Here is a 25,185-nt window from a genome sequence, read left to right as displayed (position 1 = left end):
TGTGGGGCGCTTAGCCCTCTTCTGCAAAGGATCGGTGACGGACGCATGACGGGGCGGTGACGGTGTTGACCTGCAACAGTGCCGGCGGTATCCGGGCGACCGTGGCGATTTGTTGCCGGATTGCGGGCCACGTTAAACAAGCCGCTAAAGAGGTCAGGCCGGACCCGCCCCCGTTCGCTTGACCGCGTCGCGGGGGCTTTTTCGTGAGGCGCGCGGTGCGCGCTTCGGGGAGGATGGCCATGGCCGAGGACTGGAGGCCGCGCACGCGGCTCGTGCACGGCGGCGCGCGCCGCTCGCAATACGGCGAGGTGAGCGAGGCGCTGCATCTGACGCAGGGGTTCGTCTACGACAGCGCCGCGGCGGCCGAGGCGCGCTTTCGCGAGGCGGGGCCGGACGAGTTCATCTACGCGCGCTACGGCAACCCGACCGTGGCCACCTTCGAGGACCGCATCGCCGCGCTCGAGGGCACCGAGGCCGGCTTCGCCACCGCCTCGGGCATGGCCGCGGTCGCGGGCGCGCTCATGGCGCTGACGCGGGCGGGCGATCATGTCGTGGCCTCCCGCGCGCTCTTCGGGTCCTGCCTCTACGTGCTCGAGGAGGTGCTCGCCCGCTTCGGCGTCGAGGTGACGCTGGTGGACGGCACCGACCTCGACGCCTGGCGCGCGGCGGTGCGCGCGGAGACGAAACTGGTGTTCTTCGAATCGGTCTCGAATCCGGCGCTCGAGGTGATCGACATCGCCGCGGTGGCCGAGATCGCCCATGCCGCGGGGGCGCTGGTGGTGGTGGACAACGTCTTCGCCACGCCGGTCTTCAGCCGGGCCGTCCCGCAGGGCGCGGACATCGTGATCTACTCGGCGACCAAGCACATCGACGGGCAGGGGCGGACGCTGGGCGGCGTGATCCTGGGCCCCCGCGAGATCGTGCGCGGGCCGGTGGAGACCTACATGAAGCACACCGGGGGCGCGCTATCGCCCTTCAACGCCTGGGTCATGCTCAAGGGGCTCGAGACCATCGACCTGCGCGTGCGCGCGCAGGCGGAGACGGCGGCGCGGATCGCCGCGGCGCTCGAAGGGCATGCCGCGCTCGCCCGCGTGATCTATCCGGGCCTGCCGTCGCATCCGCAGTTCGAGCTCGCGCAACGGCAGATGGGCACCGGCGGCACGCTCTTGGCGCTCGAGGTGGCGGGCGGACAGGACGCCGCCTTCCGCTTTCTCGACGCGCTGGGGATCGTCCTGATATCGAACAACCTGGGCGACGCGAAGTCGATCGCCACGCATCCGGCCACCACGACGCACCAGCGGCTGGCGGAGGCGCAGAAGGCGGCGCTGGGGATCACGCCGGGGCTGGTGCGGCTCTCGGTGGGGCTGGAGGATCCAGAGGATCTGATCGCGGACCTGAGCCGGGCGCTGGACGCGGTGTGACGAAGCGCCTCATCGCGCCCTTGCGGGCGCTCTTCGCGCGAGACGACGCCCCGGCGCCTCGGTGCCGCAGCGCAGACCCTCCTCGCGTGCCTGCGCGCACAAAATTTCCGTGACAATTGGAATTGTCCGGTGGCGCGGCCTATGTTCACCTCCCGGACAGGGACCAGAGGGCACGAAGCCATGAACATCCATCTCTCCGATCTCGACCGGACGCCCGGCCGCGACGAAGCCGAAGCCGCGCTCGACAAGCTGCGCCGCTGGATGGAGCAGGCGAGCGAGGCCGAGATCGCCGCGCTCGACCCCGCGATCCTGCGTCTTCTGCCCGGCGCCTCAGACTACCCCGCGCTCTCGCGCGTCTATCCGGAGCGCTTCGCGGCCGACGAGGCCTACCGCGCCACGCTGCCCGACCTTCAGAACGGCCCCGCCGCGCTCATCCGGGGGGCCCGCCGGCCGATCCAGCATGTCGGCATTTCCAACTTCCGCCTGCCCATCCGGTTCCGCACGCGCGCGGGTGGCGACGTGACGCTGGAGACCTCGGTGACCGGCACCGTGAGCCTCGACGCCGAGAAGAAGGGCATCAACATGAGCCGCATCATGCGGAGCTTCTACACCCATGCCGAGCGGGTGTTCAGCTTCGACGTGATCGAGGCGGCGCTCGACGACTACAAGGCGGAGCTCGAGAGCCTCGACGCGCGGATCCAGATGCGCCTCTCCTTCCCGATGCGGGTCGAGTCGCTGCGCTCGGGCCTCGCCGGCTACCAGTATTACGACATGGCGCTGGAGCTGGTGGAGCGCGCGGGCGTGCGCCGGCGCATCCTGCATCTCGACTACGTCTATTCCTCGACCTGTCCCTGTTCGCTGGAGCTGTCCGAGCACGCGCGGCGCGAGCGCGGCCAGCTCGCCACGCCGCACTCGCAACGCTCGGTCGCGCGGCTCTCGGTCGTGCTCACCGAGGACGGCTGCCTGTGGTTCGAGGACCTGGTCGAGATGTGCCGCCGCGCGGTGCCCACCGAGACGCAGGTCATGGTCAAGCGCGAGGACGAGCAGGCCTTCGCCGAACTCAACGCCGCGAACCCGATCTTCGTGGAGGACGCCGCGCGGCTTTTCGCCGCCGAACTCGAGGGCGACCCGCGGGTGGGCGACTTCCGCGTGGTGGCGAGCCACCAGGAGAGCCTGCACAGCCACGACGCGGTCTCGGTGCTCACCGAGGGCGAGACCTTCGCATCGGAGAGTCTCGATCCTCGGCTCTTCGGGACGCTGATCCACGCGGGCTGAAGCGCGGGCAGGGGGGCGCTGCCCCCCTCGGCCCGTTCCGGGCCTCACCTCCCGGGGTATTTCCGGCAAGAGGAAGGACCGGGCGCGGCGATTCCTCGCGGGCGCGGCGCCTGTGGGGGGGCGTGCGGCGGAAGGCGGCCGGCCGATCCGGCCTCAGTCCTTTCGCCGGCCCATCCACCAGGTGATGCCGTTGGCGTCGCGCACGCCGCCGCGCCGGTCGCCGTCGGGCTGATCCTGCACCGGCTGGACCTCCTGCGCGCCGAAGTCCAGAGCGGTGCGCTGCGCCGCCTCCGGATCGGCGACATAGACATGGACATGGGCAGCGGGGCCGCCGGGCGCCTGGCCCAGCATCACCACCGTGTCGTCGATGCGCGTCTCGGCGTGGGTGATCGCACCGCCTTCGCCGCGCAGCACGCGCAGGGTCCGGGCGCCGAAGACGGCCTCGGCGAAGTCGAGCGTCGCCTGCGCGTCCGCGACGATCAGGTAGGGCGCGACGCTGGTGTAGCCCTCGGGTTTCCACTGCATGGTGCGGCTCCTCTCGCGCGTCAGACTGCCATCGCGCGTCTCGCGCGTCAGACTGCCACCGCGCCGCGGTCCCGCGCAAGGCGCGCTTGACAGCGCGGCGGGGCCGGGCCAACGCTCGCCGTCATGTTCGATCTGCGCCCGGTGGGATATGTGATCGGCCTGCTGGTCGCGACGCTGGGCGCGGCGATGCTCCTGCCGCTGCTGGTCGATCTGGCGGCGGGCAACGGCCACTGGCCGGTCTTCGCGCAGAGCGCGGTGATCACCTGCCTCGCGGGCGGTCTGATCGCGCTGGCCTGCGCCAACGGGGTGCAGCAGGGGCTCTCGCTGCAGCAGACCTTCCTGCTGACCACCGGCGTCTGGGTCGCGCTGCCGGTCTTCGGCGCGCTGCCTTTCGCCTTCGGCGCGACCGAGGCACGTGCGGTGGACGCCTTCTTCGAGGCGATGTCGGGGCTGACGACGACGGGCTCGACGGTGCTCACCGGCCTCGAGACGCTGCCCGCGGGCCTGCTGCTGTGGCGCGGGCTGCTGCAATGGCTGGGCGGCATCGGCATCATCGTCGTGGCGATGGTGTTCCTGCCGGAGCTGCGCGTCGGCGGCATGCAGATCTTTCGCGCCGAGGCTTTCGACACGATGGGCAAGATCCTGCCGCGCGCGGCCGAGATCGCGACGCGCATCTCCTCGATCTACGTCGGGCTGACCATGCTCTGCGTGCTGGCCTATGTCGCCTCGGGCATGAGCCCCTTCGACGCGACGGTGCACGCGATGACGACCATCGCCACGGGCGGCTTCGCCAACTACGACGCCTCCTTCGCCGCCTTCGGGCCGGCGACGCACTACTGGGCCGCGCTCTTCATGGTTCTGGCGGCGCTGCCCTTCGTGCGCTTTGTCCAGTTCACGGCCGGAACGGCGCGGCCGCTGCTGCGCGACAGTCAGATTCACGCCTTCCTGGGGATCGCGGCGGTGCTGGTCGTGCTGCTCACGGCCGCGCAGGCGCTGGGGGCGGGCGCGTTCACGGAGCCCGCGCTGCGCGGCGCGCTGTTCAACGGGGTCTCGATCATGACGGGCACGGGCTATGCCAGCGCGGACTACATGCAGTGGGGCGCCTTCGCGGCGCTGCTGCTCTTCTTCGCCGGGCTCGTGGGCGGCTGCGCGGGATCGACCTCCTGCTCGGTCAAGGTCTTTCGCTATCAGCTGCTCTTCGCCTCGATCCGGGCGCAGCTCGCCCGCATCCACGCGCCGCACGGCGTCTTCGAGCCGCGCTATCAGGGCCGGCCGGTGAGCGAGGACGTGCTCAACTCGGTCATGGCGTTCTTCGTCTTCTTCGTGGTCACGCTGGGCGTGATCTCGGTCGCGCTCAGCATGACGGGGCTGGATTTCGTCACATCGGTCTCGGGCGCGGCGGCCGCGCTCGCCAATATCGGGCCGGGGCTCGGGGAGGAGATCGGACCGACGGGCAATTTCGCCGGTCTCAACGACACGGCGAAATGGACGCTGGCCTTCGCCATGCTCGTGGGCCGGCTCGAGCTTTTGGCGGTCTACGTGATCTTCACGCTGACGTTCTGGCGCGCCTGAGGAGCGGCGCGGGTCAGTCCCAGCAGTTGACCAGCACGGTCATGCCCCTCGCGCGCGTCGTCAGATCCTCGGGCGGAACCGGGGCGCTCTGCGGCGCGGCCGTGCCGGGGACGAGGCCCGCGCCCTCGATCACGGCGCGCAGCGCGTCGGCGCGGGCGGCGAAGCGCACGTCGTCCGGCAGGCGGCGCGCGGCATCTTCGGCGCGCGGCAGGAGGAGTCCCACCACCGCGCCTGCGGCGTCGAAGACCGGCCCGCCGGTGTCGCCGGGGCGGCTGTCGAGCGAGAGGCGGTTGAGATCGTCCTCGCCGGCCAGTCCGGTGAGCTCCTCGAGCTGGCCGAAGGTGAGCGTCGGCGCCGGCAGGCGCCCGCCGAAGGAGTAGCCCGCCACCGCCACCTCGGATTTCAGCCGCGGCGGACGCGTCGCGAATTCCGCGACCTGCATCGGCGCGAGGCGCGCCTCGGGCCGCAGCAGGGCCACGCCCAGCGCGTCGTCGCGCGCCGCGACCTGCGCCTCGTAGCCGTCGTCGAGGGTGACGCGCGTGCAGCCCGCGACGGCCTCGGTCGTGGTGAGCACCGCGCCCTGGCCGTCGACGTAGAAGCCCGAGCGCGCGCGCACGGGCTGGCGCACCGCGAGGCCCGCGACGAGGTCGATGTCCTGAACCGCGTTCGATCCGTCCCCGGGCGAGAGCGCGGCGCCGTCGAGGCGCGCGAAGCTCTCGCGCATCTCCTCGAGCAGCCGCCTGCGCCGTTCCTCGTCGCCGGCGGGCCAGACGAGCGTGAAGCCCTTCACCGTGCCGTCCTCGAGCGCGGCCTGGGTGACCGAGACGATCCGGTCGTCGCGGCCCTCGAGCGTGAAGCTTTGCGCGTCGCGCTCGCGCGGGCCGTCGAGCGGGACGATCTCGAGCGTCTGCATGATCTCGTAGAGCCCCGCCAGGGTGTCGCGATCGCCCGGCTGGCTGATGAGCAGCACGCGCGCCTCGGGCACCTCGCCGGTCGCCTCGTAGTGCGCGAAGGGAAACTCGTAGCGATCGAAGGACACCACGCCCGTCGGCAGCGCCATGCGGATGCCGGCGCGGTCGTCGGTGACCATGCGCAGGTCGAGGCCCTCCAGGACGGCGTTGTATTGCGCGAGAAGCTCGGCGCGCTGGCGGGTGGTGAGAACGCCCGTGGGCTCGTAGCCGGCCGCGCGCTGCCAGTCGGCCATTGCGCCCCGCGTGCCCCGCCCGAAGGCGGCGTCGATCGCGCCGCGGTAGTGGCCGGCCCACTGCAACGCGATCTGGAGCTCCTCGCGCTCGGCGCGGGTGAGTTGCGCCTCGCTCGCGCGGGCCTCGCGCGGGGTTTCGTCGGGCGGCGCGGGTTGCGCGGCGGGTGTCTCCGCCTCCACGGCCTCCCCCGGGTCGAGGTCGATGGGCGCCGCGGCGCGAGCGCTCGCGCCCACCGGCCAGAACTGGCGGCCGAGGGCGCCGGGCAGGGCGATGAAGCTGTCGCGCGGGATTTCCGCCGCCGCGCGGTAGCTGGCCAGCACGTCCTCGGCGGTGGCGCGCGTGTAGGGGCCGAGCACGATGGCGTACCAGCCCGATCCGATAGAGAAGCCGGCCACATCCGGCAGCCGCTGTGCGTAAAGACGCGCGCGTTCCTCGGCCTCGCGCAGGCTCGGTTGCGCCTCGATCTGGACCCAGACGCCGCCCTCCTGCGCCCGCAGGGGAACTGCCGCAAGCGCCAGCGCGAAAAGGAAAAAACCGAGAAGTCGCCGCATCGCTCCTGCCTGTATCCGGTTGGATCCGCCCTTAGCGCATCTATACCCCAAGGCGCGCTGCGCGCATCCTCAAATTTCCGCGGGGCTCGAGGGTGTGGCCGCGCGGGCGCGATTGACCCCGTGCCGGCCCCGGCATAGGTAAGGCCGCGCCGGGCGGGCGCCGCTGCCGCCCGCGAGCGGGAAGGGGCGAACGCGATGGCGAAGGACCGGCCGCGGAGCTTTCAGGAGGTCTGGCGCAGGCTTCAGGACTACTGGGCCGGGCAGGGCTGCGCCGTGCTGCAGCCCTACGACATGGAGGTGGGCGCGGGAACCTTCCACCCGGCCACGACGCTGCGCGCGCTGGGATCGAAGCCCTGGGCCGCGGCCTACGTCCAGCCCTCGCGCCGGCCCACCGACGGGCGCTACGGCGACAATCCCAACCGCCTGCAGCACTACTACCAGTTCCAGGTGCTCATCAAACCCTCGCCGCCGGACTTCCAGGATCTCTACCTGGGCAGCCTCGAGGCGATCGGCATCGACATGGCCCTGCACGACATCCGCTTCGTCGAGGACGACTGGGAAAGCCCGACGCTGGGCGCCTGGGGGCTGGGCTGGGAGGTCTGGTGCGACGGCATGGAGGTGAGCCAGTTTACCTATTTCCAGCAGGTGGGCGGGCACGACTGCCACCCCGTCTCGGGCGAGCTCACCTACGGGCTGGAGCGGCTGGCGATGTATGTCCTGGGCATCGATCACGTGATGGAGATGCCCTACAACGACCCCGACGCGCCCATCCCGCTCAGCTATGGCGACGTCTTCCGCCAGACGGAGGAGGAGTTCAGCCGCTTCAACTTCGACGTGGCCGAGACGGAGATCCTGTTCCGCCACTTCGAGGACGCCGAGCGCGAGTGCGAGGCGATCCTGGCCCACCCGGCCGAGGATCCGCGCTCGGGCCGGCGCATCGTCATGGCGCACCCGGCCTACGACCAGTGCATCAAGGCGAGCCATATTTTCAACCTGCTCGATGCGCGCGGCGTGATCTCGCCCACGGAGCGGCAGGCCTACATAGGCCGCGTCCGGGCGCTCGCGAAGAAATGCGCCGACGCCTTCGTGGCCACAGAGGCAGGCGGATGGAGCAGCCCGGATGCCGCGTAGGGACACGCCCTGGCGGCGGTTGCGCTACGGCCTGCTGCGTCACCTGCCGGGGCAGCGCGGGCTGGACTACGGCCGGCGCCTGAGCAAGCTCAACGCGCCCCGCGCGCAGGCCGCCTTCCGCGCCGCGCTGGCCGGCGCGGGCGGCAAGCTCTGCGTCGATCTCGGCGCCAACCTCGGCGACTACACGCGCGAGATGGCGGCGCATGCGGGCCGCGTCTACGCCTTCGAGCCCGACCCCTGGACAGCCGCCCGCCTGCGAGAGGCGGTCGCCGATCTGCCCAATGTCGAGGTGATCGAGGCGGCCGCCGGCGCGGAGGAGAGCGTGGTCACGCTCTACCGCAGTCCGGAGTTCGCGGCCGATCCGGACGCCGCCTCGCAATACGCTTCGACCGTGGCGGAAAAGCGCAACATCGACACCACCGCGGGTACCCAGGTGCGGCAGATCGATTTCGCGCGCTGGCTCGCCGATCTCGACCGCGAGGTGGCCGTCATCAAGATGGATATCGAGGGCGCCGAGGTGGCGCTGCTGGAGCGGCTTTTCGACACGCCCGCCTTTGCGCGCGTGGGCCACGTTTTCGTCGAGACGCACGAGAACCGCATCCCCGATCTCGCCCGGCGGACGCAGGCCCTGCGCCGCCGCGCGCGTCGCACGACGCGGCCCGTCGTCAACATGGACTGGAAATGAGCGGCCGGATCGTCGCCCTGTTCCTGATCGCGGTCGCCGTGATCGGCGGCGGGGCGATGTACTGGCTGCAGATCCACGCCTTCTACGAGCGGCTCGCGCCCACGGGCCCCGACGACGTGCGCGTCGTTTTCGAGGACGGAACGGCGGTGCCGCTGCCGCACGCCGATTTCCGCGGGATCGATTCCGACAGCTCGCCAATACGCTATCGCGCCTGCTTCACGCTCGCCGCGGGGGCGCGCGAGGTGCTTGCCCGCGCGCGCGTGGCGCAGCAACCCGAGCCCCTCGTCGCGCCCGGCTGGTTCGACTGCTTCGATGCCGCCGCCGTGGCCGCGGCGCTGGACGAGGGCCGCGCCAGCGCCTATGCGGGCGCCGCCGGGCTGCCCTACGGCATCGACCGGATCGTGGCCGTCTTCGACGATGGGCGCGGAGTCGCCTGGAACCAGATCAACCGCTGCGGCGCGGCCTTCTTCGACGGCGATCCCCTGCCGCCGGGCTGCCCGCCGCCGCCCGAGAGCTGACGAGAGCCGATGCCCGACCTTCTGATCGAACTCTTCTCCGAGGAAATCCCCGCGCGCATGCAGGCCCGCGCTGCCGCCGATCTCAAGGCGCGGATGACCGACGCGCTGGTCGAGGCCGGGCTGACCTACGCCGGCGCCGAGGCCTTCGCGACGCCCCGTCGCCTCGCCCTGGCGGTGCAGGGGCTCTCCGCGCGCTCGCCCGAGACGCGCGAGCGCCGGCGCGGACCGCGCGTGGACGCCCCCGAGAAGGCCATCGAGGGGTTCCTGCGCGCCACGGGGCTCACGCTGTCCGATCTCGCCGTCGAGGAAGAGAAGAAGGGCCGCGTCTACGTGGCCGAGGTCGTCACGCCCGGCCGCGACGCGGCCGAGATCGTCGCCGAGGCGCTCGAGGCGGTGATCCGCCGCTTTCCCTGGCCCAAGTCGATGCGCTGGGGCGCCGGCGACCTGCGGTGGGTCCGGCCGCTGCACGCGATCCTCTGCATCCTCTCCGACGAGGCCGGGGCCGAGGTGGTGCCGCTCGAGATCGACGGGATCCGCGCGGGCGACGTCACCCGCGGCCACCGCTTCTTGTCGCCGGAGCCGTTTTCCGTCACGAATTTCGAGGATTACGAGGCGAAGCTGAAGCGCGCGCATGTGATCCTGCGGCCCGAGGAACGCGCCGATCACATCCGCCACGAGGCCACAAACCTCGCCTTCGCCGCCGGTCTCGAGCTCGTCGAGGACGCGGGGCTCCTGCGCGAGGTTGCGGGCCTTGTGGAATGGCCGGTGCCGCTGATGGGCGCGATCGGGGAGGCGTTCCTGGACCTGCCGGCCGAGGTGCTGCGCACCTCGATGAAGGAGCATCAGAAGTTCTTCTCGGTCCGCGCGCGCTCGGGGCAGATCACGCATTTCGTGACGGTGGCGAACATCGCCGCGCCCGACGGCGGCGAGGCCATCCTCGCTGGCAACCGCAAGGTGCTGGCCGCGCGCCTCTCCGACGCCAAGTTCTTCTGGGAGAACGACCTGCGCGTGGCGAAGCAGGCCGCGATGCGCCCCTGGATCGAGCGGCTCGAGACGGTGACCTTTCACGGCAGGCTGGGCTCGCAGGCCGATCGCGTCGCGCGGATCGCCGAGCTGGCGCGGGAAATGGCGCCCAAGGTGGGCGCCGAGCCCGAGCTCGCCGCAGAGGCGGCGCGCGTGGCCAAGGCCGACCTCGCCTCGGAAATGGTCTACGAGTTTCCCGAGCTTCAGGGCCGGATGGGCCGGCTCTACGCCGAGGCCGCCGGCATGCGCGAGGAGGTCGCGGCAGCGGCCGAGGAGCACTACGCGCCGCTCGGCCCCGACGACGACGTGCCGGAGGCCCCCGTCTCGGTCGCCGTGGCGCTCGCCGACAAGCTCGACATGCTCACCGGCTTCTGGGCGATCGACGAGCGGCCCACCGGCTCGCGCGATCCCTTCGCGCTGCGCCGCGCCGCGCTGGGCGTGATCCGCATCGTGCTCGCGAACGAGCTGCGGCTCGATCTCGATACCTGGATCGACATGGGGCTGCTGCGCCACAAGATCGAGCTCAACCGCGCCGCCGCGGCGGACGGCGAGATCGACACGCTCGAGGAGGTACTGGACGAGATCGCGGTGCGCGGCGTCTTCGGCGCGGCGCTGCGCGCGGTGCTCGACGCGCGCAAGGGCGACGGCCGCGCGGCGCCCGAGGACGGTCCCGTGCTGCGCACGGTGGGCGATCTGGTGCCCGATCTCTCGACGGATCTGCTGGCCTTCCTGCACGACCGGCTCAAGGTTCACCTGCGCGGCGAGGGCGTGCGCCACGACGTGATCGATGCGGTGCTGGCGATGCCCGGCTCGGACGACCTGTGGCTCGTGGTGGCGCGGGCGCGGGCGCTGGGCGCGGTGCTGGCCACCGAGGAGGGCGAGAACCTCGTTCAGGGCTTCAAGCGCGCCAACAACATCCTGACCCAGGCCGAGGAGGCGGATGGTGTCGAGTACTCCTTCGGCGCAGAGCCGAAATACGCCGAGGAGGAGACGGAAAAGGCGCTCTTCGCCGCGCTCGACGCCGCCGAGGCCGAGATCGCGCCGGCGCTCGCGGCCGAGGACTTCGAGCGCGCCATGGCCGCGATGGCGGCCCTGCGCGGCCCGATCGACGCCTTCTTCGAGGCGGTGCAGGTGAACGCGCCCAACCCCGTGCTGCGCCGCAACCGGCTGAACCTCCTGTCCCGCATCCGGGACGTCTGTCTGCAGGTGGCGGACCTGCGCCGGATCGAGGGGTAGCCCGAGGCCCAAGGCAGCGTCGATCCCAAGAAAGAGCGCTTCCGCGCCTTCCGCGAGATCGAGCGCGACGGCCCGGGGCAGTGGCGCAGCCTGCTCCGTCCGTGCGAGGACCGGCCGACTCGCGCCTGATGCGGAGGCAGCCGCAGGCGGCGGGCGCGCGCTGCGGCGCGGCGGCGGGCCAGGGCCCGCTCGTCGCGCCCTTTCGGGCGCTCCTCGCTCAGGCGACGACGCCCGGCAGGGCGGAGGAGCCTTCGCCGCCGCCCCTTGCCAGGCCCGGCGCGGGGCGTATGCTGCGTCTGCTGAAAGAGGTGCCGCAGTGCAGCAAGAGCCCCCGCGCATCAGTCTCGTCTCGCCCGAGGCGCCGATCGCCACGCCGACGCACGGCGGCCGCGCGAAATGCCTGCAACGTCTGGTCCGTCTCGAACTGCCCGTGCCGCGCACGGTCGCGCTCTCCTTCGCCTGCGTGCGCGACGTCGCCCACGGCCGTCCGCCGGACACGGCGCAGATCCTCGCGGCCTTTCCCGAGGATGCGCTGCTTTGCGTGCGCCCCTCGTCGGAGGATCCCGACTGGGGCGGACCGGGGGCGATTCTCAACATCGGGATGAACGCCGCGCGCCGCGCCGCGCTCGCCGAAACGTTGGGCCAAGAGGCCGCGACGCGGCTCTACCTGCGCTTCGTGCAGGCCTATGCGCTGCATGTCGCGCGGCTCGACCCGGATGTCTTCGAAGCCTTCGAGGACGACGGCCCGGAGGCGCTTCAGCAGGCGCTCGACGCCTACGAGGACGAGGCGGAAGAGCCCTTTCCCCAGGATCGCGCGGTGCAGCTCGCCGCGGTGCTGCGCTCGATGGCGCGGGCCTGGGACGGCACGAGCGCGCGGCTGCTGCGCCAGGCGCGCGGCGCGCCGGCCGATGCGGGGCTGGGGCTCGTCGTGCAGGAGATGGCCTTCGGCCTGGGGCAGGGCGAGTGCGGCTCGGGCGTGCTGCAGCTGGTCAGTTCCGAGACCGGCGTGCCGCGCATCACCGGCCGCTATCTGCGGCAGAGCCAGGGCCGCGAGGCGCTGGACCACGCCGACGCGGCGCTCTTTCTCGAGCGCGACATGCGCGGCCCCTCGCTCGAGGAGCGCGCGCCCGAGGCCTTCGCCGAGCTCGTGGGCTACGCCCGGCTCATGCGCGAGAAGCTGCGCGAGGAGATGCAGGTGGAGTTCACGCTCGAGGACGGGCGGCTCTACATCCTCGACGGCGTGCGGGTGAGCCGCACCCCGCGCGCAGCGCTGCGCATCGCGGTGGCGCTGGCCGAGGACGGGATCATCCCGCGCGAAGAGGCGCTGATGCGCATCGAGCCCGGCGCGCTCTCGGAGCTTCTGCACCGGCAGGTGGCGCCCGGCACGCGGCGCAACCGGCTGGCGCGCGGCGTGGCCGCGAGCCCCGGCGCGGCTTCCGGGCGCGTCGTGTTCTCGGCGGAGGCCGCGCAGGCCGCGGCGGCGCGCGGCGAGGCGGCGGTTCTCGTCCGGCGCGAGACCTCGCCCTCGGACATCCGGGGCATGCACGCCGCGGTCGCGGTGCTCACCGAGCGTGGCGGCATGACCAGCCACGCCGCGGTGATCGGCCGCGGCCTCGGCCTGCCCTGCGTGGTCGGCGCCTCGGAACTGCGCTTTCACACGCGCAAGAAGACGCTGGTGGCGCCCGACGGCCGCACGCTGCGCGAGGGCGACATCATCACGGTGGACGGCACGACGGGCGATGTCCTGGCCGGAGCGCCCGCGATGGTCGAGGCGGCGCTCGACGATGCCTTCCAGACCTTCCTCGCCTGGGCGGACGAGCTGCGCGACATCGGCGTGCGGGCCAATGCCGACACGCCCGCCGACGCGCAGACCGCGCGCAACTTCGAGGCGCAGGGCATCGGGCTCTGCCGGACCGAGCACATGTTCTTCGAGGCCGACCGGCTCACGCCGATGCGCGAGATGATCTTCGCGGACACGCCCGAGGATCGCCGCGCGGCACTCGAGCGGCTCTTGCCCATGCAGCGCAGCGATTTCATCGAGCTCTTCCGCATCATGCAGGGGCAGCCCGTCTGCATCCGGCTCTTCGACCCGCCGCTGCACGAGTTCCTGCCCACCGACCGCGCGGGGATGCGCGAACTGGCCGATGCGCTCGACCTGCCGCTGTCGGATGTGACCCGGCGCGTGGAGGCGCTGGGCGAATACAACCCGATGCTCGGGATGCGCGGCGTGCGGCTGGGCATCGCTGTGCCCGAGATCTACGACATGCAGGCCCGCGCGATCTTCGAGGCCACGGTGGAGGCCAGCCGCGAGGGCGCGCCCGTGGTGCCCGAGATCATGATCCCGCTGGTGTCCGCGCGGCGCGAGGTCGAGCTGGTCAAGACGCGTATCGACGCCGTCGCGGCGGCGGTGATGACCGAGAAGAACGCCCGCCTCGACTATCGGCTGGGCGTCATGGTCGAAACGCCGCGCGCCTGCCTGCGCGCGGACGAGATCGCCCAGCACGCCGCGTTCCTGAGCTTCGGCACCAACGACCTGACGCAGATGACCTACGGGCTGTCGCGCGACGACGCGGGGCGCTTCATGTCGGCCTACGTCACGCAGGGCGTCTTCGCGGAGGATCCCTTTCACGTCCTCGACACCGACGGCGTGGGCGAGCTTCTGCAGATCGCGGCCGAACGGGGCAGGGCGGGGCGGCCCGACATCGTGCTGTCGATCTGCGGCGAGCACGGCGGCAACGCCGAATCAATCGCCTTCTGCCGTCAGGCCGGATTCGACTATGTCTCCTGCTCGCCCTTCCGCGTGCCGGTGGCGCGGCTCGCCGCGGCGCAGCTTGCGATCGCGGACAAGATGACGTAGCGCCCCCGAATCAATCGGGCCAGATGTAGCGGTTGTCGCGGGGCGGCTGCGGCCCATCGCCGCGGATTGTCAAGCGGTATTTCGCTCGTCTCGACCGGGTTTCTGGACAATCCGGCGCGTCTTGGGCTACCCCTCCCCCGTTGTCGGCCTGGGGGCCGTCTCAAGGGACGGGTGACATCATGCGAATTCTGCTCGCCGCGGCCGCCGCGGCGCTCGGTCTGGCTGCGGCACCGGCTGCGGCCGAGCTGTCCGCCGATCCGGCCGGTCATATCCTGCGCACCGAGCGCGCCGCGCTCGACTCCGTGTCGCGCGACCGCCTGCAACGTCTCGTCGAAGCGCCGTCGGAGGCGCGCGGCGCGACCTCCGTGAGTTACGACCGGAGCTGGCTTGCCTCGCAGCCGGTCGTGGAGGGCGGCTCCGAATGGGAATGCCTCGCCGAGGCGCTCTATTTCGAGGCCCGCGGCGAGAGCGTGCGCGGCCAGTTCGCGGTCGCCGAGGTCATCCTGAACCGGGTCGAGAGCGCGATCTTCCCCGATACCGTCTGCGGCGTGATCAACCAGGGCACGGGCAAGCGGTATCAATGCCAGTTCACCTACACCTGCGACGGCGTGGCCGAGACGATCCACGAGCCGCGCGCCTGGACGCAGGTGGGCAAGGTGGCGCGGGCGATGCTGAACGGCGCGCCGCGGGCGCTGACCAAGGGCGCCACGCATTACCACACGAAGCACGTCAGCCCGCGCTGGGCGCGCGTCTACCCGCGCACCGCGACCATCGGCGTGCATCACTTCTACCGCAAGCCCATCCAGCTCTCTTCGAACTGATCCGGGCGTCATGCCGCAAACCGGGGCCGGGGTGCCGCAAGGCGCCCTGTCAGGCGCCGCGGCGGCGGGCTACTGTCGCCGGCGAATCGGCCCGGAGCCCCTCATGTCCGACATCCGCCTCGCCTTCTCGCACCCGGTCGAACGGGCCGTTGCCACCGCCGATGATCGCCCGCGCGACCGCATCTCGCTGCGCGATCACATCGTCGAGGTGGAGATCGGCGCCTTCCAGGCCGAGCGCGGGACCACGCAGCGCGTGCGCTTCGACGTCGTGGTGGAGGTGCGGCCGGTCTCGCAGCCGCTCGACGACGACGTGGACCGGATCCTGAGCTATGACCGCCTGACCGAGGCGATCGCGCAGGAACTCGCCGCCGAGCGCGTCAACCTGCTCGAGACGCTGGCCGAGCGCATCGCCGAGCGCATTCTCCTCGAGCCCATGGCGATGCGAGCCTTCGTCCGCATCGAGAAGCTCGACCGCGGCCCCGGCGCGCTGGGCGTCGAGATCGTGCGCAGCCGCCGCGACCTGCCGCGCGACCTGCATCTGGTCCGCGACGAGGACCGCCCGCATCCGGTGATCGTCTATCTCTCCAACGAAGCGGTGGCCTCGGAACGGCTGCCGCACTGGCTGGACGGGCTGGAGCGGGCGGGGCGGCCCGCCATCCTCTGCGTCGGCGCGCCGGATCTGCCCGCGCCGCGCGCGCGCGCGGCGCTCGCGCAACGGCGCATCGACCTTCTCGCGCTCGAGCAGAACGCCTGGGTCCTCGCAGGGCGCGACGCACGCTGCGTGGTGGTCGAGAGCCGCACCGAACTCGACTGGGCGATGAAGCACGGCCAGATCAGCGTCTGGGCGCCGTCGAAGATCGTGCTCGACGCGGTGGAGGGCCCCGAGACGCAGCCGCGCGACGCCGTGGCGCTCGCGGCCTGGCTCGGGCGACAGATGCAGGCGGCCGAACTCGTGCTGGTAGGCGAGACTCCGCCGGAGGGCGCAGGCCTGCCGGTGCGCGCGGCCGACCCTTCCGCCGACGCGCTCTGAGCTTCTTGCCAAGCCGCGCGGTTTCGCCCATTCAGCGGCCAGCATGACGTATTACCGGCCCATCGTGCGCTGGGGCGCGCCGCGCCCTGCCGAGGCCCTGCCGCTCGCCGGCGGGCCGGCGTGGTTCGCCGAGGCCGAACGGCTCGCGCGTGGAGAGCCGCCGCGCCTCGTGCCCGTGGCCGAGGTGCCCGAGGACTGGCGCGCGCGGCTGGCCGCGCCGCGTCCCCCGCTCGCCGGCGTGACGCTCGACCGCCCGCGGATCATGGGCATCCTCAATGTCACGCCCGACAGCTTCTCGGACGGCGGCGTGCATTTCGCGCCGGAGACGGCGGTGGAGTCCGGCGCGGAGATGGCGGCGGCGGGGGCGGCGTTCCTCGATGTGGGGGGCGAGTCCACCCGGCCGGGATCGACGGCGGTGCCGGCCGGGGAAGAGATCGCGCGCATCGAGGGCGTGATCGCTTCGCTCTCGGCGCGCGTTGCCGCCCCGATCTCGATCGACACGCGCAAGGCTGCCGTGGCGCGCGCCGCGGTCGCGGCCGGCGCGAGCGTCGTCAACGATGTCTCCGCGCTCGGCTACGATCCCGCCCTGGCCGGCTTCTGCGCCGAGGCGGGCCTGCCCGTGATCCTGATGCATGCGCAGGGCGAGCCCGAAACCATGCAGGACGACCCGCGCTACGACGACGTTCTGCTCGACGTCTTCGACGCGCTGGCAGACCATGTCGCACGGGCCGAGGCCGCGGGGATCCCGCGCGCGCGGATCGTGGTCGATCCCGGCATCGGCTTCGGCAAGACGGTGGCGCATAATCTCGCGCTGATCCGGGGGCTCGCGCTCTTTCACGGTCTCGGCGTGCCGGTGATGCTGGGGGCCTCGCGCAAGGGCTTCATCGGCCGGATATCCGGCGCGCCGGGCGGCGCGGCGCGCGCGCCCGGCTCCGTCGCGGTGGCGCTGCGGGCGGCCGCCGAGGGGGCGCAGCTGCTGCGCGTGCACGACGTGGCCGAGACGGCGCAGGCGCTCGCCCTGTGGCGGGCGGTCGAGACAGGGGAGGCGGCATGACGCGCAATTTCTTCGGTACAGACGGGATCCGCGGGCGCGCCAACACCGCGCCGATGACCGCGGACATGGCGCTGCGGCTGGGGCAGGCGGCGGGCCGCTACTTCCGCCGCGACGGCGGCAGCAGCGTGCACCGCGTGGTGATCGGCAAGGACACGCGGCTCTCGGGCTACATGTTCGAGAACGCGCTGACCGCGGGGCTCACTTCGACGGGCATGAACGTGCTGCTGCTGGGGCCGGTGCCCACACCGGCGGTGGGTCTGCTCACGCCCTCGATGCGCGCCGATCTGGGCATCATGATCTCGGCCTCTCACAACCCGGCCGAGGACAACGGCATCAAGTTCTTCGGGCCCGACGGTTTCAAGCTCTCCGATGCGGCGGAGGCGGAGATCGAGGCGCTTCTGGCCTCGGGCGTCGATCCCGCGCCCGCGCGCGAGATCGGCCGCGCGCAGCGCATCGACGACGGCCGCTTCCGCTATGTCGAGCGGGTGAAGTCCACCTTCCCCACCGGGATGCGGCTCGACGGGATCAAGGTGGTCGTCGACTGCGCGCACGGCGCGGCCTATCGCGCGGCGCCCGAAGTTCTCTGGGAGCTCGGTGCCGAGGTCGTGCCCATGGGCGTCGCGCCCGACGGCTTCAACATCAACGACGGCTGCGGCTCGACCCGCCCGCAGGCCGCCGCCGAGGCGGTCGTCGCGCATGGCGCCGATGTCGGGATCTGCCTCGACGGCGATGCCGACCGGATCATCCTGATCGACGAGACCGGCACCGTGGCCGACGGCGACCAGCTGATGGCGCTGATGGCCGCGCGCTGGGCGGAGGAAGGGCGGCTGCAGGGCCGCACGCTGGTCGCGACGGTGATGTCGAACCTCGGGCTGGAACGCTTCCTCTCCGGCCACGGCGTCCGGCTGGAGCGCACGCGCGTGGGCGACCGCTATGTTGTCGAGGCGATGCGCGCCGGCGGCTGGAACCTGGGCGGGGAGCAGTCCGGCCACATCGTGATGACCGACTACGCCACCACGGGCGACGGCCTGATGGCGGGGCTGCAGTTCCTCGCCGAGATGGTGCGCACCGGCCAGCCCGCCAGCCGCCTCGCGCGGCAGTTCGAGCGGGTGCCGCAACTGCTGCGCAACGTGCGCTACGCGACCGGACAGGCGCCGCTCGAGACGCAGTCGGTCCAGGCCGCGATCCGCGCCGCGAAGACGCGCCTCGACGGCCGTGGCCGTCTGGTGATCCGCAAGTCGGGGACCGAGCCGCTGATCCGCGTCATGGCCGAGGCCGAGGACGAGGCGCTCATGGCCGAGGTCGTGGCCGAGGTCGTGGGCGCGGTGGAGAACGCCGCCTGATCGAAGGCGATCAGGCGCGCACCGCGAACACCGTGCTGCCGCTTGGCGCCCAGGTTTCTTCGGGGATCGCGGCGCGCAGCAGTTCCTTGGGCGGCACGAAGTCGGTCAGAGAATAGTCTCTGGTCAATCCGAAAACCATTCCGATCGTCGCCTCCATGTCTTCGCGCCCGAACTTCCGGATGTGGTCTTCCTGAAGGTACCTTTCACGCCGTTCCTCTCGCGTGAGCCGGGGATCGAGGTCTTCGCGCGAGTAGCCGCTCGTCATCGGTACCGAGAAGATGTGGATGCCGCCGGGCTTCAGGCGGGCGTGCAGCTGCTGCAGCACGATCGTGTAGTTGCAGGGCAAGTGTTCGAGAACGTGATTGTGTATGACGGCGTCGTATTGCTGCCGGGGCAAGGTATCCACGTCACGACAGAGGTCGAACCGCCCGGCAGGCGGCAATCCCTCGACATGGTAGCGCCCCGGTGTGAGATCATACCTCTCGTAGCCCGTCGCGCACGCCGCGTGAAGCCGCGCGGCGATACCGGGTTCGGGGGCGAAGTGCGCTATCCGGCTGTGCGGTCCGAGCTCGAGGCAGGCGTTCAGCAACAGCCAGGCTGATCGCGTCCGCGGCAGGCTGCCACATCGCGTGCAGCGGGGATGCTTGCGCCTTGTATGTTCACGGAAATCCTCCCCCTCGCAGATGGGACAGACGATCTTGGCAGCGGTCGGGGCAGTGGTCTCGGTCATGGCCTACCGTTTTCCTGATGGTTGCCCGCATTTGCGCACGACATCGCGGGTAGCGCAACGCGATCGCGGCGCCTCGGCGGCGACACATGTCGGCTGTGATCCCTTCCCGGGGCGCGACAGCCTGTCGCGGAACGCGGCGCGGCGGCAGGTGTTGTGGGGATGACCTCGGGGCGGCAACCGGCGCCCGGCCGGGGGCGGACTTCAAGAACAGCCGCCCCGTCCCGATCCCGGACACCGAGACCTCAAGGAGGTGACCGACATGGAAGCCTATGTGATTCCCACGCTCGCGATCGTGACGCTCGGCATCGTGGCGATCATCGCGATCAATTCGAAGCGCGTGACCGAAAAGCGGAAGAAGGATCCGCAGATCCCGGCCAGCGCGCTGGCCAAGGACGGCGATCCCCACCGCAAGGACGAGTGACGCGCGCAAGGCGTCCCCGACCGATTGACGGCCCGGGCCTGCGCCCGGGCCGTGTCGTGCGCGCCGCTCAGTTGCGTTCGCGGTCCACCATCTTGCCCGCCGAGATCCAGGGCATCATGCCGCGCAGCGTCTCGCCCACCGTCTCGATCTGGTGCGCGTCGTTGAGCCGGCGCGTCGCCTTGAACATGGGCTGGCCGACCGAGCATTCCTGCATCCAGTCGCGCGTGAAGCGGCCCGTCTGGATGTCCGTCAGGATCGCCTTCATCCGCGCCTTGGTCTCGTCATAGGGCAGAACCCGCGGGCCCGAGACGTATTCGCCGTATTCGGCCGTGTTCGAGATCGAGTAGTTCATGTTGGCGATCCCGCCCTCGTAGATCAGGTCCACGATCAGCTTCACCTCGTGGAGGCATTCGAAATAGGCCATCTCGGGCGCGTAGCCCGCCTCGACCAGTGTCTCGAAGCCGCAGCGGATGAGTTCCACGAGCCCGCCGCAGAGCACCGCCTGCTCGCCGAAGAGGTCGGTCTCGCATTCCTCCTGGAAGGTGGTCTCGATGATGCCCGAGCGCCCGCCGCCGATCGCGGCGCAGTAGGACAGACCGAGTTCGAGCGCCTTTCCGCTGGCGTCCTGATCGACGGCCACGAGGCAGGGCACGCCGCCGCCCTTGACGTATTCGCCGCGCACCGTGTGCCCCGGCCCCTTGGGCGCCATCATGACGACGTCGACGCCGGGCTTGGGCTCGATCAGCCCGAAATGCACGTTGAGCCCGTGGGCGAAGGCGATCGCCGCGCCCTCCTTCAGATTGTCGTGGACATGCGCGTAATAGGTCTCGGCCTGCAGTTCGTCGGGCATGGTGAACATCATCAGGTCGCACCAGGCCGCGGCCTCGGCGATCCCCATGACGGTGAGCCCCTCGGCCTCGGCCTTCTTCGCGCTGGCCGATCCCTCGCGCAGCGCCACGGCCAGGTTGCGCGCGCCCGAATCGCGCAGGTTCAGCGCATGGGCGTGGCCCTGGCTGCCGTAGCCCAGGATCGCCACCTTCTTGTCCTTGATCAGATTGATGTCGCAGTCGCGGTCGTAATAGACGCGCATGATCCGTCCCTCCTTGGATGTTACCGATGCGCGCACTCTAGGCCGCGCAGACGGAAAATGGATTTTGTCTGCACTGGTTTCTGCTAGAAGTCCGTCAGGATCATTCGCGTTTTACGGCAGATCAGAAGAATCCATGCTCGACGACCTCGACCGCCGCCTCCTGCGCCAGCTCCAGGCCGACCCGGGCCAGAGCCTCGCCGCGCTGGCCGAGCGGGCGGCGACCGCCCCCTCGGTCGCCTCGCGCCGCCTCGCGCGGCTGCGCGCGGCCGGCGTGCTGCGCGGCACGCGCGCGGTGATCGACTGGCGCGCGCTGGGCTGGTCGGTCGAGGTCTCGCTGCGCTTCACGCTGGACAAGACGCAACCCAACGCCTTCGACGAATTCATCGCAGCCGCCCGCGCGGTGCCCGAGGTGCTCGAGATCCAGACCTTCCTCGGATCGGTGGACGCCCGCCTCGCCGTGATCGCGCGCGACATGGGCCACTACCAGCGCATCTACCGCGAGCGCATCCTGACCCTGCCGCATATCGCCGACATTGAGGCGCTGATGCATGTGGCCCGCATCAAGGACGCCGAGGCGCTGCCGCTGTGAGCGCGCCGGATGCCACCGACCGCGCGCTCCTGCGCCTCGTGGCAGAGGACGCCACGCGCTCCGCCGCCGATCTCGGCCGCGCGCTGGGCCTCTCGCAGCCCGCCGCCTGGCGCCGCCTGCGCCGGCTGGAAGACAGCGGCGCGATCCGCGGCCGCCGCCTCGACCTCGACGCGCAGGCGGCAGGCTTCGGCGTCACCGTCTTCCTGGGCGTGAAGCTCGCCGCCAAGGGCCGCGCCAGCCTCGAGGATTTCGAGCGCGCCGCCGCCGCCATCCCCGAGGTGCAGACCGTCGAGCACGTCCTCGGCCTCTACGACTACCGCCTGCGCGTGGTCGCCCGCGACATCCCCGACTTCGAGCGCCTGCTGCGCCGCCGCATCATGACGCTGCCCGGCGCGGGCGCGGTCGAGGCCAACGTGCTGCTCTCCGAGGAACGCCGCCCCGGCCCCCTCTGACCTTGGGCCCGGTCCTTCTTCTTGGATCGAAATATCCTCGGGGGGTGAGGCGGCGAAAGCCGCCGAGGGGGGCAGACAGCCCCCCTTGGTCCGCCTGCCGCCTTGGCAAATCCGCGCCCGCCCGCTACCTCTCCCGCCAAACCCTACGAAGGAGACCGCGCCATGCCCGCGCTCTACGACACCGTCGATCCCGGCGGCCTTTCGGAATTCTCGGTGGTCTTCACCGACCGCTCGCTCAACCACATGTCGGCCGCCTTCCAGCAGGTGATGCGCGATCTCTCGTCGATGCTGCGCGACATCTACAAGGCCGAGGGCGTGGCCATCGTGCCCGGCGGCGGCACCTATGCGATGGAGGCGGTCGCGCGCCAGTTCGCCCGCGACGCCCGCGTGCTGGTGGTGCGCAACGGCTGGTTCTCCTACCGCTGGAGCCAGATCCTCGAGACCGGCGGGATCACGGCCGAGGCCACGGTGATGAAGGCGCGCCGCACCGGCAACGAGGGGCAGTCGCCCTTCGTGCCCGCGCCCATCGAGGAGGTGGTCGAACGCATCCGCGCCGAGCGCCCCGCGGTGGTCTTCGCGCCGCATGTCGAGACCTCGGCCGGCCTGATCCTGCCCGACGACTACATCCGGTCGATGGCCGAGGCCGCCCACGAGGTGGGCGCCCTCATGGTGCTGGACTGCATCGCCTCCGGCGCCGCCTGGGTGGACATGGCCGCCACCGGCGTCGACGTGCTGATCTCGGCGCCGCAGAAGGGCTGGTCCTCGACCCCCTCGGCGGGGCTCGTGATGATGTCGGCCATCGCGCTCGACCGGCTGGAGGCCACCGAGTCCGACAGCTTCGCGCTGAACCTCAAGACCTGGGCCAACATCATGCGCGCCTACGAGAACGGCGGGCACGCCTATCACGCCACCATGCCCACCGATTCGCTGCGCGCCTTCCGCGACGCGATGGTCGAGACGCGCGACTTCGGCTTCGAGGCCGCGCGCGAGGCGCAGTGGCGGCTGGGCCGCGCGGTCCGGGCGAAGCTGGCCGAGAAGGGGGTCGCCTCGGTCGCGGCCGACGGCTACGGCGCGCCGGGCGTGGTGGTGGGCTATACCTCCGACCCCGAGGTGCAGTCAGGCCGCGCCTTCCTGGCGCAGGGCACCCAGATCGCGGCCGGCGTGCCGCTCAAGGTGGACGAGCCCGAGGGCTTCATGACCTTCCGGATCGGGCTCTTCGGCCTCGATAAACTGCGCGACGTGGACGCCACGATGGCGCGGCTGGAACCGGCGCTGGACGCCGCGCTCTGAAACCGCTCGCTCGCGCCCGCGCACCTCGCTGCGCCGCCCGCGAGCGAGGAGGCCCGTCAGGGCCGAGGAGCGTTGCCCGCCCCCAGCCCCAGCCGCATCAGCCCGCGGCGCACCGGCGCGATTCCATGCAGCGCCGCGATCCCGCGGGCGCGCAGCATGCCGAAGGGCTGCCCGCCCAGCATCGACACGCCGTTGAGCATCGACACGCCCGCGACCCGCATCCGAACGTCAAGCGCGCGCTTGCGGTCGTAGGCCGCGAGCATCTCGGCGTCGCCCAGTCCTTCGGGCCGCGCCTCGGCCAGTTCCAGCAGCGCTGCGAGATCGGCGAGCGACATGTTGAGCCCCTGCGCCCCGATGGGCGGGACGACATGCGCGGCCTCTGCCACCAGCGCCAGCCGCTCGCCGGCGAAGCGGTCGGCGAGCTGCGAAACGATCGGCCAGAGCGTGATCTGCGAGGCGAGGCTGAGCGGCCCCAGCAGCCAGGCGGAGCGCGCCGACATCGTGGCCTCGAGCGCCTCCGCGGGCAGGTCGCGCAGGCGCAGCGCCTCGCGCCCTTCTTCCATCCAGACCACCGCCGAGGACGGCTTGCCCTCGTGATCGGGCAGGGGCACCAGCGTGAAGGGCCCGCCCTTGAGGTGGATCTCGGTCGAGACGTTCTCGTGCGGGATCGGGTGGGTCACGGCGAAGGCCAGCGCCTTCTGTCCGAAGCGCAGGGTGCGCGCGCCGATGCCGGCCGCATGCCGCATGGGCGAATTGCGCCCGTCCGCCGCGATCACCAGCCGCGCCCGTGCCTCGTCCCCGTCCGACAGCCGCACCCGCGCCTCGCCCGTCCGGGTGAAAAGATCCGTCGCCGCCACGCCGGGGCGGAAGCTGACGCCCGGCATCTCCTCGAGGCGCGCGGCCATCTCGCGGCGCAGGAGCCAGTTGGGCAGGTTCCAGCCGAAGGGTGCGTCGGAGATGTCGGCGGCGTCGAAATCGCGGCGCACCCTCTGACGCTCCATCTCGCCGCTGATGTCCATGATCCGCATGGTCTGCAGCGGCATGGCGTGGGGCGCGAGCCGCTCCCAGAGACCTGCGCGCGCGAGCATCGCCTGGGCGGGCTGCAGGAAGGCGGTGGTGCGCAGGTCCGCGCCCTCCGCCTCGCGCTCGGTCACGGGCGGCGCGGGATCGACGCAGAGCACCGAGAACCCCGCCTGCCCGAAGGCCGCCGCCGCGGTGAGGCCGGCGATCCCGCCGCCGGCCACCAGGATGTCGTGATGTAGCTCGGTCATGGGCGCGCTCCTTTCGAGGCGAGAGGTAGCGCGAAGCCGCGGCGCTGGCCAAGGGCGAAACGCCGCGGTTGCGGCGTCAGCGCCCGACCGTGAGCAGAACGAGCGTCGCCACGATCCCGGGCACCAGCGCCAGCGCCGGCAGCGCGAGCGCGGGCAGGCCCCAGGTCATCACGGCGATCGCCCAGAGGCTCAGGAGTGCGACGAGCAGGTAATAGATGTTGTCGCGGCTGCCCTCCGCGAGATCGCGCGCGATCCAGCCGATCACGGGGATGGCGTAGAAGGCGCGGCGGGCGCGGGACGGCCGCTCGGGTCGTTCGGTTACACTCATATTCGGCTCCTGTGATGTGATGGGCCGAAAATATGCATGGCGAACGGGCATTTAAGCGGGCGGATTGTCGCAGAGCCGGCCCTTCGGCGGATCAGATCAGCCGCGCCAGAAAGCCCGCGAGGTCGTCGGTGTGGTGGTGGATGTGCTCGGCCTCGTGCCGATCCGGCGCGACATGCACGGTGCGCATGCCCATCGCGTGGGGCTCGGCGAGGTTGCGCGGGTCGTCCTCGAACATCGCGGCGCGCGTCGTCTCCACGCCCGCGGCGCCGAAGACTGCCTCGAAGGCCTGCCGCCGCGGCTTGGGGTGGAAGTCCGCGTGCTCCACGCCATAGACCGCGTCGAAAAGGCCGGACAGTCCGCGCGCCTCGATCACCCGCTCGGCGTAGGGCGCGCAGCCGTTGGTATAGACGATGCGGCGGCCGGGCAGGGCGCGGATGCGCGCGGCAAGGTCCGGGTCGGGCGCGAGCACGGAAAAGTCGATCTCGTGCACCTCGGTCAGATAGGGGCCGGGGTCCACCCCGTGCACCTCCATCAACCCGGCGAGCGTGGTGCCGTAGTCCTGCCAGTACCGGTGGCGCAGGCGGTCGGCCTCGGCCCGGGTCACGCCCAGCGCCTCCATGACATAGGCCGTCATGCGCACCTCGATCTGGTCGAAGAGCCGCGCTTCGGGCGGATAGAGCGTGTTGTCGAGATCGAACACCCAGTGAGCGACGTGATCGAAATGCTGCTTCGGCATGACGTGGAGATATGGCAGCGCAGGGGCCGTG

23 protein-coding genes and 1 riboswitch are annotated in these 25,185 nt (G+C 71.4%); of the genes, 16 read left to right on the top strand and 7 right to left on the bottom strand.

From position 1 onward, the window contains the following. The first annotated feature begins 91 nt into the window (after positions 1-91). A riboswitch (SAM riboswitch) is annotated at positions 92-169 on the top strand. Between the two features lie 70 nt (positions 170-239). Together metZ and folE2 are read left to right on the top strand one after the other, a co-directional pair. Next, entirely contained in the window at positions 240-1,421 is a 1,182-nt protein-coding gene (gene metZ / locus DRV85_RS02340; RefSeq protein ID WP_113287832.1) for an O-succinylhomoserine sulfhydrylase, read from the top strand. Positions 1,422-1,601: 180 nt separating this feature from the next. Beyond that, complete coding sequence (gene folE2 / locus DRV85_RS02335) at positions 1,602-2,696, top strand: GTP cyclohydrolase FolE2 (protein ID WP_113287831.1); 1,095 nt, start codon at positions 1,602-1,604, stop codon at positions 2,694-2,696. 153 nt (positions 2,697-2,849) lie between these two features. Here the strand turns inward: folE2 and DRV85_RS02330 are convergent, their stop codons facing one another. Further along, positions 2,850-3,221, bottom strand: coding sequence for a VOC family protein (locus DRV85_RS02330; RefSeq protein ID WP_113287830.1), 372 nt, complete (start codon positions 3,219-3,221; stop codon positions 2,850-2,852). Between the two features lie 123 nt (positions 3,222-3,344). Here DRV85_RS02330 and DRV85_RS02325 point away from each other — a divergent pair, with 123 nt between their 5' ends. Continuing rightward, positions 3,345-4,793 (top strand): TrkH family potassium uptake protein, encoded by a 1,449-nt coding sequence (locus DRV85_RS02325; RefSeq protein ID WP_113287829.1) that lies wholly within the window; start codon positions 3,345-3,347, stop codon positions 4,791-4,793. Between the two features lie 13 nt (positions 4,794-4,806). Here DRV85_RS02325 and DRV85_RS02320 read toward each other — a convergent pair whose 3' ends face one another. Then, positions 4,807-6,549 carry a trypsin-like peptidase domain-containing protein gene (locus DRV85_RS02320; protein WP_113287828.1) on the bottom strand — a complete coding sequence of 581 codons (1,743 nt, stop codon included), beginning with the start codon at positions 6,547-6,549 and terminating at the stop codon, positions 4,807-4,809. Positions 6,550-6,744: 195 nt separating this feature from the next. Here DRV85_RS02320 and DRV85_RS02315 point away from each other — a divergent pair, with 195 nt between their 5' ends. The 9 genes from DRV85_RS02315 (at position 6,745) to glmM (ending at position 18,247) form a co-directional block, all read left to right on the top strand. Then, positions 6,745-7,680, top strand: a complete 936-nt coding sequence (locus tag DRV85_RS02315; protein WP_113287827.1) for a glycine--tRNA ligase subunit alpha — start codon at positions 6,745-6,747, stop codon at positions 7,678-7,680. After that, the gene (locus tag DRV85_RS02310; RefSeq protein WP_113287826.1) at positions 7,670-8,365 is read left to right on the top strand and encodes an FkbM family methyltransferase; all 696 of its coding nucleotides are present in this window, start codon (positions 7,670-7,672) and stop codon (positions 8,363-8,365) included. Before DRV85_RS02315 ends, DRV85_RS02310 begins: the two co-directional genes overlap by 11 nt. After that, entirely contained in the window at positions 8,362-8,883 is a 522-nt protein-coding gene (locus tag DRV85_RS02305; RefSeq protein ID WP_113287825.1) for a DUF6446 family protein, read from the top strand. The genes DRV85_RS02310 and DRV85_RS02305 overlap by 4 nt, the downstream gene beginning before the upstream one ends. A 9-nt stretch (positions 8,884-8,892) precedes the next feature. After that, positions 8,893-11,142: a glycine--tRNA ligase subunit beta gene (glyS, locus tag DRV85_RS02300; RefSeq protein ID WP_113287824.1), complete on the top strand. Its 2,250-nt coding sequence runs from the start codon at positions 8,893-8,895 to the stop codon at positions 11,140-11,142. 316 nt (positions 11,143-11,458) lie between these two features. Continuing rightward, the gene (locus DRV85_RS02295; protein ID WP_113287823.1) at positions 11,459-13,999 is read left to right on the top strand and encodes a putative PEP-binding protein; all 2,541 of its coding nucleotides are present in this window, start codon (positions 11,459-11,461) and stop codon (positions 13,997-13,999) included. A 179-nt stretch (positions 14,000-14,178) separates the two neighbouring features. Next, the gene (locus DRV85_RS02290; protein WP_113287822.1) at positions 14,179-14,820 is read left to right on the top strand and encodes a cell wall hydrolase; all 642 of its coding nucleotides are present in this window, start codon (positions 14,179-14,181) and stop codon (positions 14,818-14,820) included. Positions 14,821-14,923: 103 nt separating this feature from the next. Beyond that, positions 14,924-15,850, top strand: coding sequence for a dihydroneopterin aldolase (locus DRV85_RS02285; RefSeq protein ID WP_233495377.1), 927 nt, complete (start codon positions 14,924-14,926; stop codon positions 15,848-15,850). Between the two features lie 43 nt (positions 15,851-15,893). After that, complete coding sequence (folP, locus tag DRV85_RS02280; RefSeq protein WP_113287820.1) at positions 15,894-16,904, top strand: dihydropteroate synthase; 1,011 nt, start codon at positions 15,894-15,896, stop codon at positions 16,902-16,904. Next, positions 16,901-18,247, top strand: coding sequence for a phosphoglucosamine mutase (gene glmM, locus DRV85_RS02275; protein WP_113287819.1), 1,347 nt, complete (start codon positions 16,901-16,903; stop codon positions 18,245-18,247). The genes folP and glmM overlap by 4 nt, the downstream gene beginning before the upstream one ends. Before the next feature lie 10 nt (positions 18,248-18,257). Here glmM and DRV85_RS02270 read toward each other — a convergent pair whose 3' ends face one another. After that, on the bottom strand, positions 18,258-18,977 hold the full coding sequence (locus DRV85_RS02270) for a class I SAM-dependent methyltransferase (protein WP_113287818.1): 720 nt from the start codon (positions 18,975-18,977) through the stop codon (positions 18,258-18,260). Positions 18,978-19,236: 259 nt separating this feature from the next. Here DRV85_RS02270 and DRV85_RS19125 point away from each other — a divergent pair, with 259 nt between their 5' ends. Next, the gene (locus tag DRV85_RS19125; RefSeq protein WP_158540093.1) at positions 19,237-19,398 is read left to right on the top strand and encodes a hypothetical protein; all 162 of its coding nucleotides are present in this window, start codon (positions 19,237-19,239) and stop codon (positions 19,396-19,398) included. Between the two features lie 67 nt (positions 19,399-19,465). Here the strand turns inward: DRV85_RS19125 and ilvC are convergent, their stop codons facing one another. After that, positions 19,466-20,488, bottom strand: a complete 1,023-nt coding sequence (ilvC, locus tag DRV85_RS02265) for a ketol-acid reductoisomerase (RefSeq protein WP_113287817.1) — start codon at positions 20,486-20,488, stop codon at positions 19,466-19,468. Between the two features lie 133 nt (positions 20,489-20,621). On the opposite strand from ilvC, the gene DRV85_RS02260 reads away from it, so the two are divergent. The 3 genes from DRV85_RS02260 to DRV85_RS02250 all read left to right on the top strand — a co-directional run bounded on the left by DRV85_RS02260 (position 20,622) and on the right by DRV85_RS02250 (position 22,819). Further along, positions 20,622-21,077 (top strand): Lrp/AsnC family transcriptional regulator, encoded by a 456-nt coding sequence (locus DRV85_RS02260; RefSeq protein WP_113287816.1) that lies wholly within the window; start codon positions 20,622-20,624, stop codon positions 21,075-21,077. Continuing rightward, complete coding sequence (locus DRV85_RS02255; RefSeq protein WP_113287815.1) at positions 21,074-21,529, top strand: Lrp/AsnC family transcriptional regulator; 456 nt, start codon at positions 21,074-21,076, stop codon at positions 21,527-21,529. The genes DRV85_RS02260 and DRV85_RS02255 overlap by 4 nt, the downstream gene beginning before the upstream one ends. Before the next feature lie 162 nt (positions 21,530-21,691). Next, positions 21,692-22,819: an aminotransferase class V-fold PLP-dependent enzyme gene (locus DRV85_RS02250; RefSeq protein ID WP_113287814.1), complete on the top strand. Its 1,128-nt coding sequence runs from the start codon at positions 21,692-21,694 to the stop codon at positions 22,817-22,819. Positions 22,820-22,875: 56 nt separating this feature from the next. Here DRV85_RS02250 and DRV85_RS02245 read toward each other — a convergent pair whose 3' ends face one another. The 3 genes from DRV85_RS02245 to DRV85_RS02235 form a co-directional block, all read right to left on the bottom strand. Continuing rightward, the gene (locus tag DRV85_RS02245; protein WP_113287813.1) at positions 22,876-24,090 is read right to left on the bottom strand and encodes a UbiH/UbiF family hydroxylase; all 1,215 of its coding nucleotides are present in this window, start codon (positions 24,088-24,090) and stop codon (positions 22,876-22,878) included. A gap of 76 nt (positions 24,091-24,166) precedes the next feature. Continuing rightward, entirely contained in the window at positions 24,167-24,418 is a 252-nt protein-coding gene (locus DRV85_RS02240; RefSeq protein ID WP_113287812.1) for a hypothetical protein, read from the bottom strand. Between the two features lie 91 nt (positions 24,419-24,509). Next, positions 24,510-25,154, bottom strand: a complete 645-nt coding sequence (locus tag DRV85_RS02235; RefSeq protein WP_113287811.1) for a pyrimidine 5'-nucleotidase — start codon at positions 25,152-25,154, stop codon at positions 24,510-24,512. Between the last annotated feature and the right edge of the window lie 31 nt (positions 25,155-25,185).

The organism is Rhodosalinus halophilus (assembly GCF_003298775.1).
Lineage (GTDB): Bacteria > Pseudomonadota > Alphaproteobacteria > Rhodobacterales > Rhodobacteraceae > Rhodosalinus > Rhodosalinus halophilus.
The sequence above is the reverse complement of the archived record's forward strand: the minus strand, read 5'-3'. Positions and strand labels throughout refer to the sequence as shown.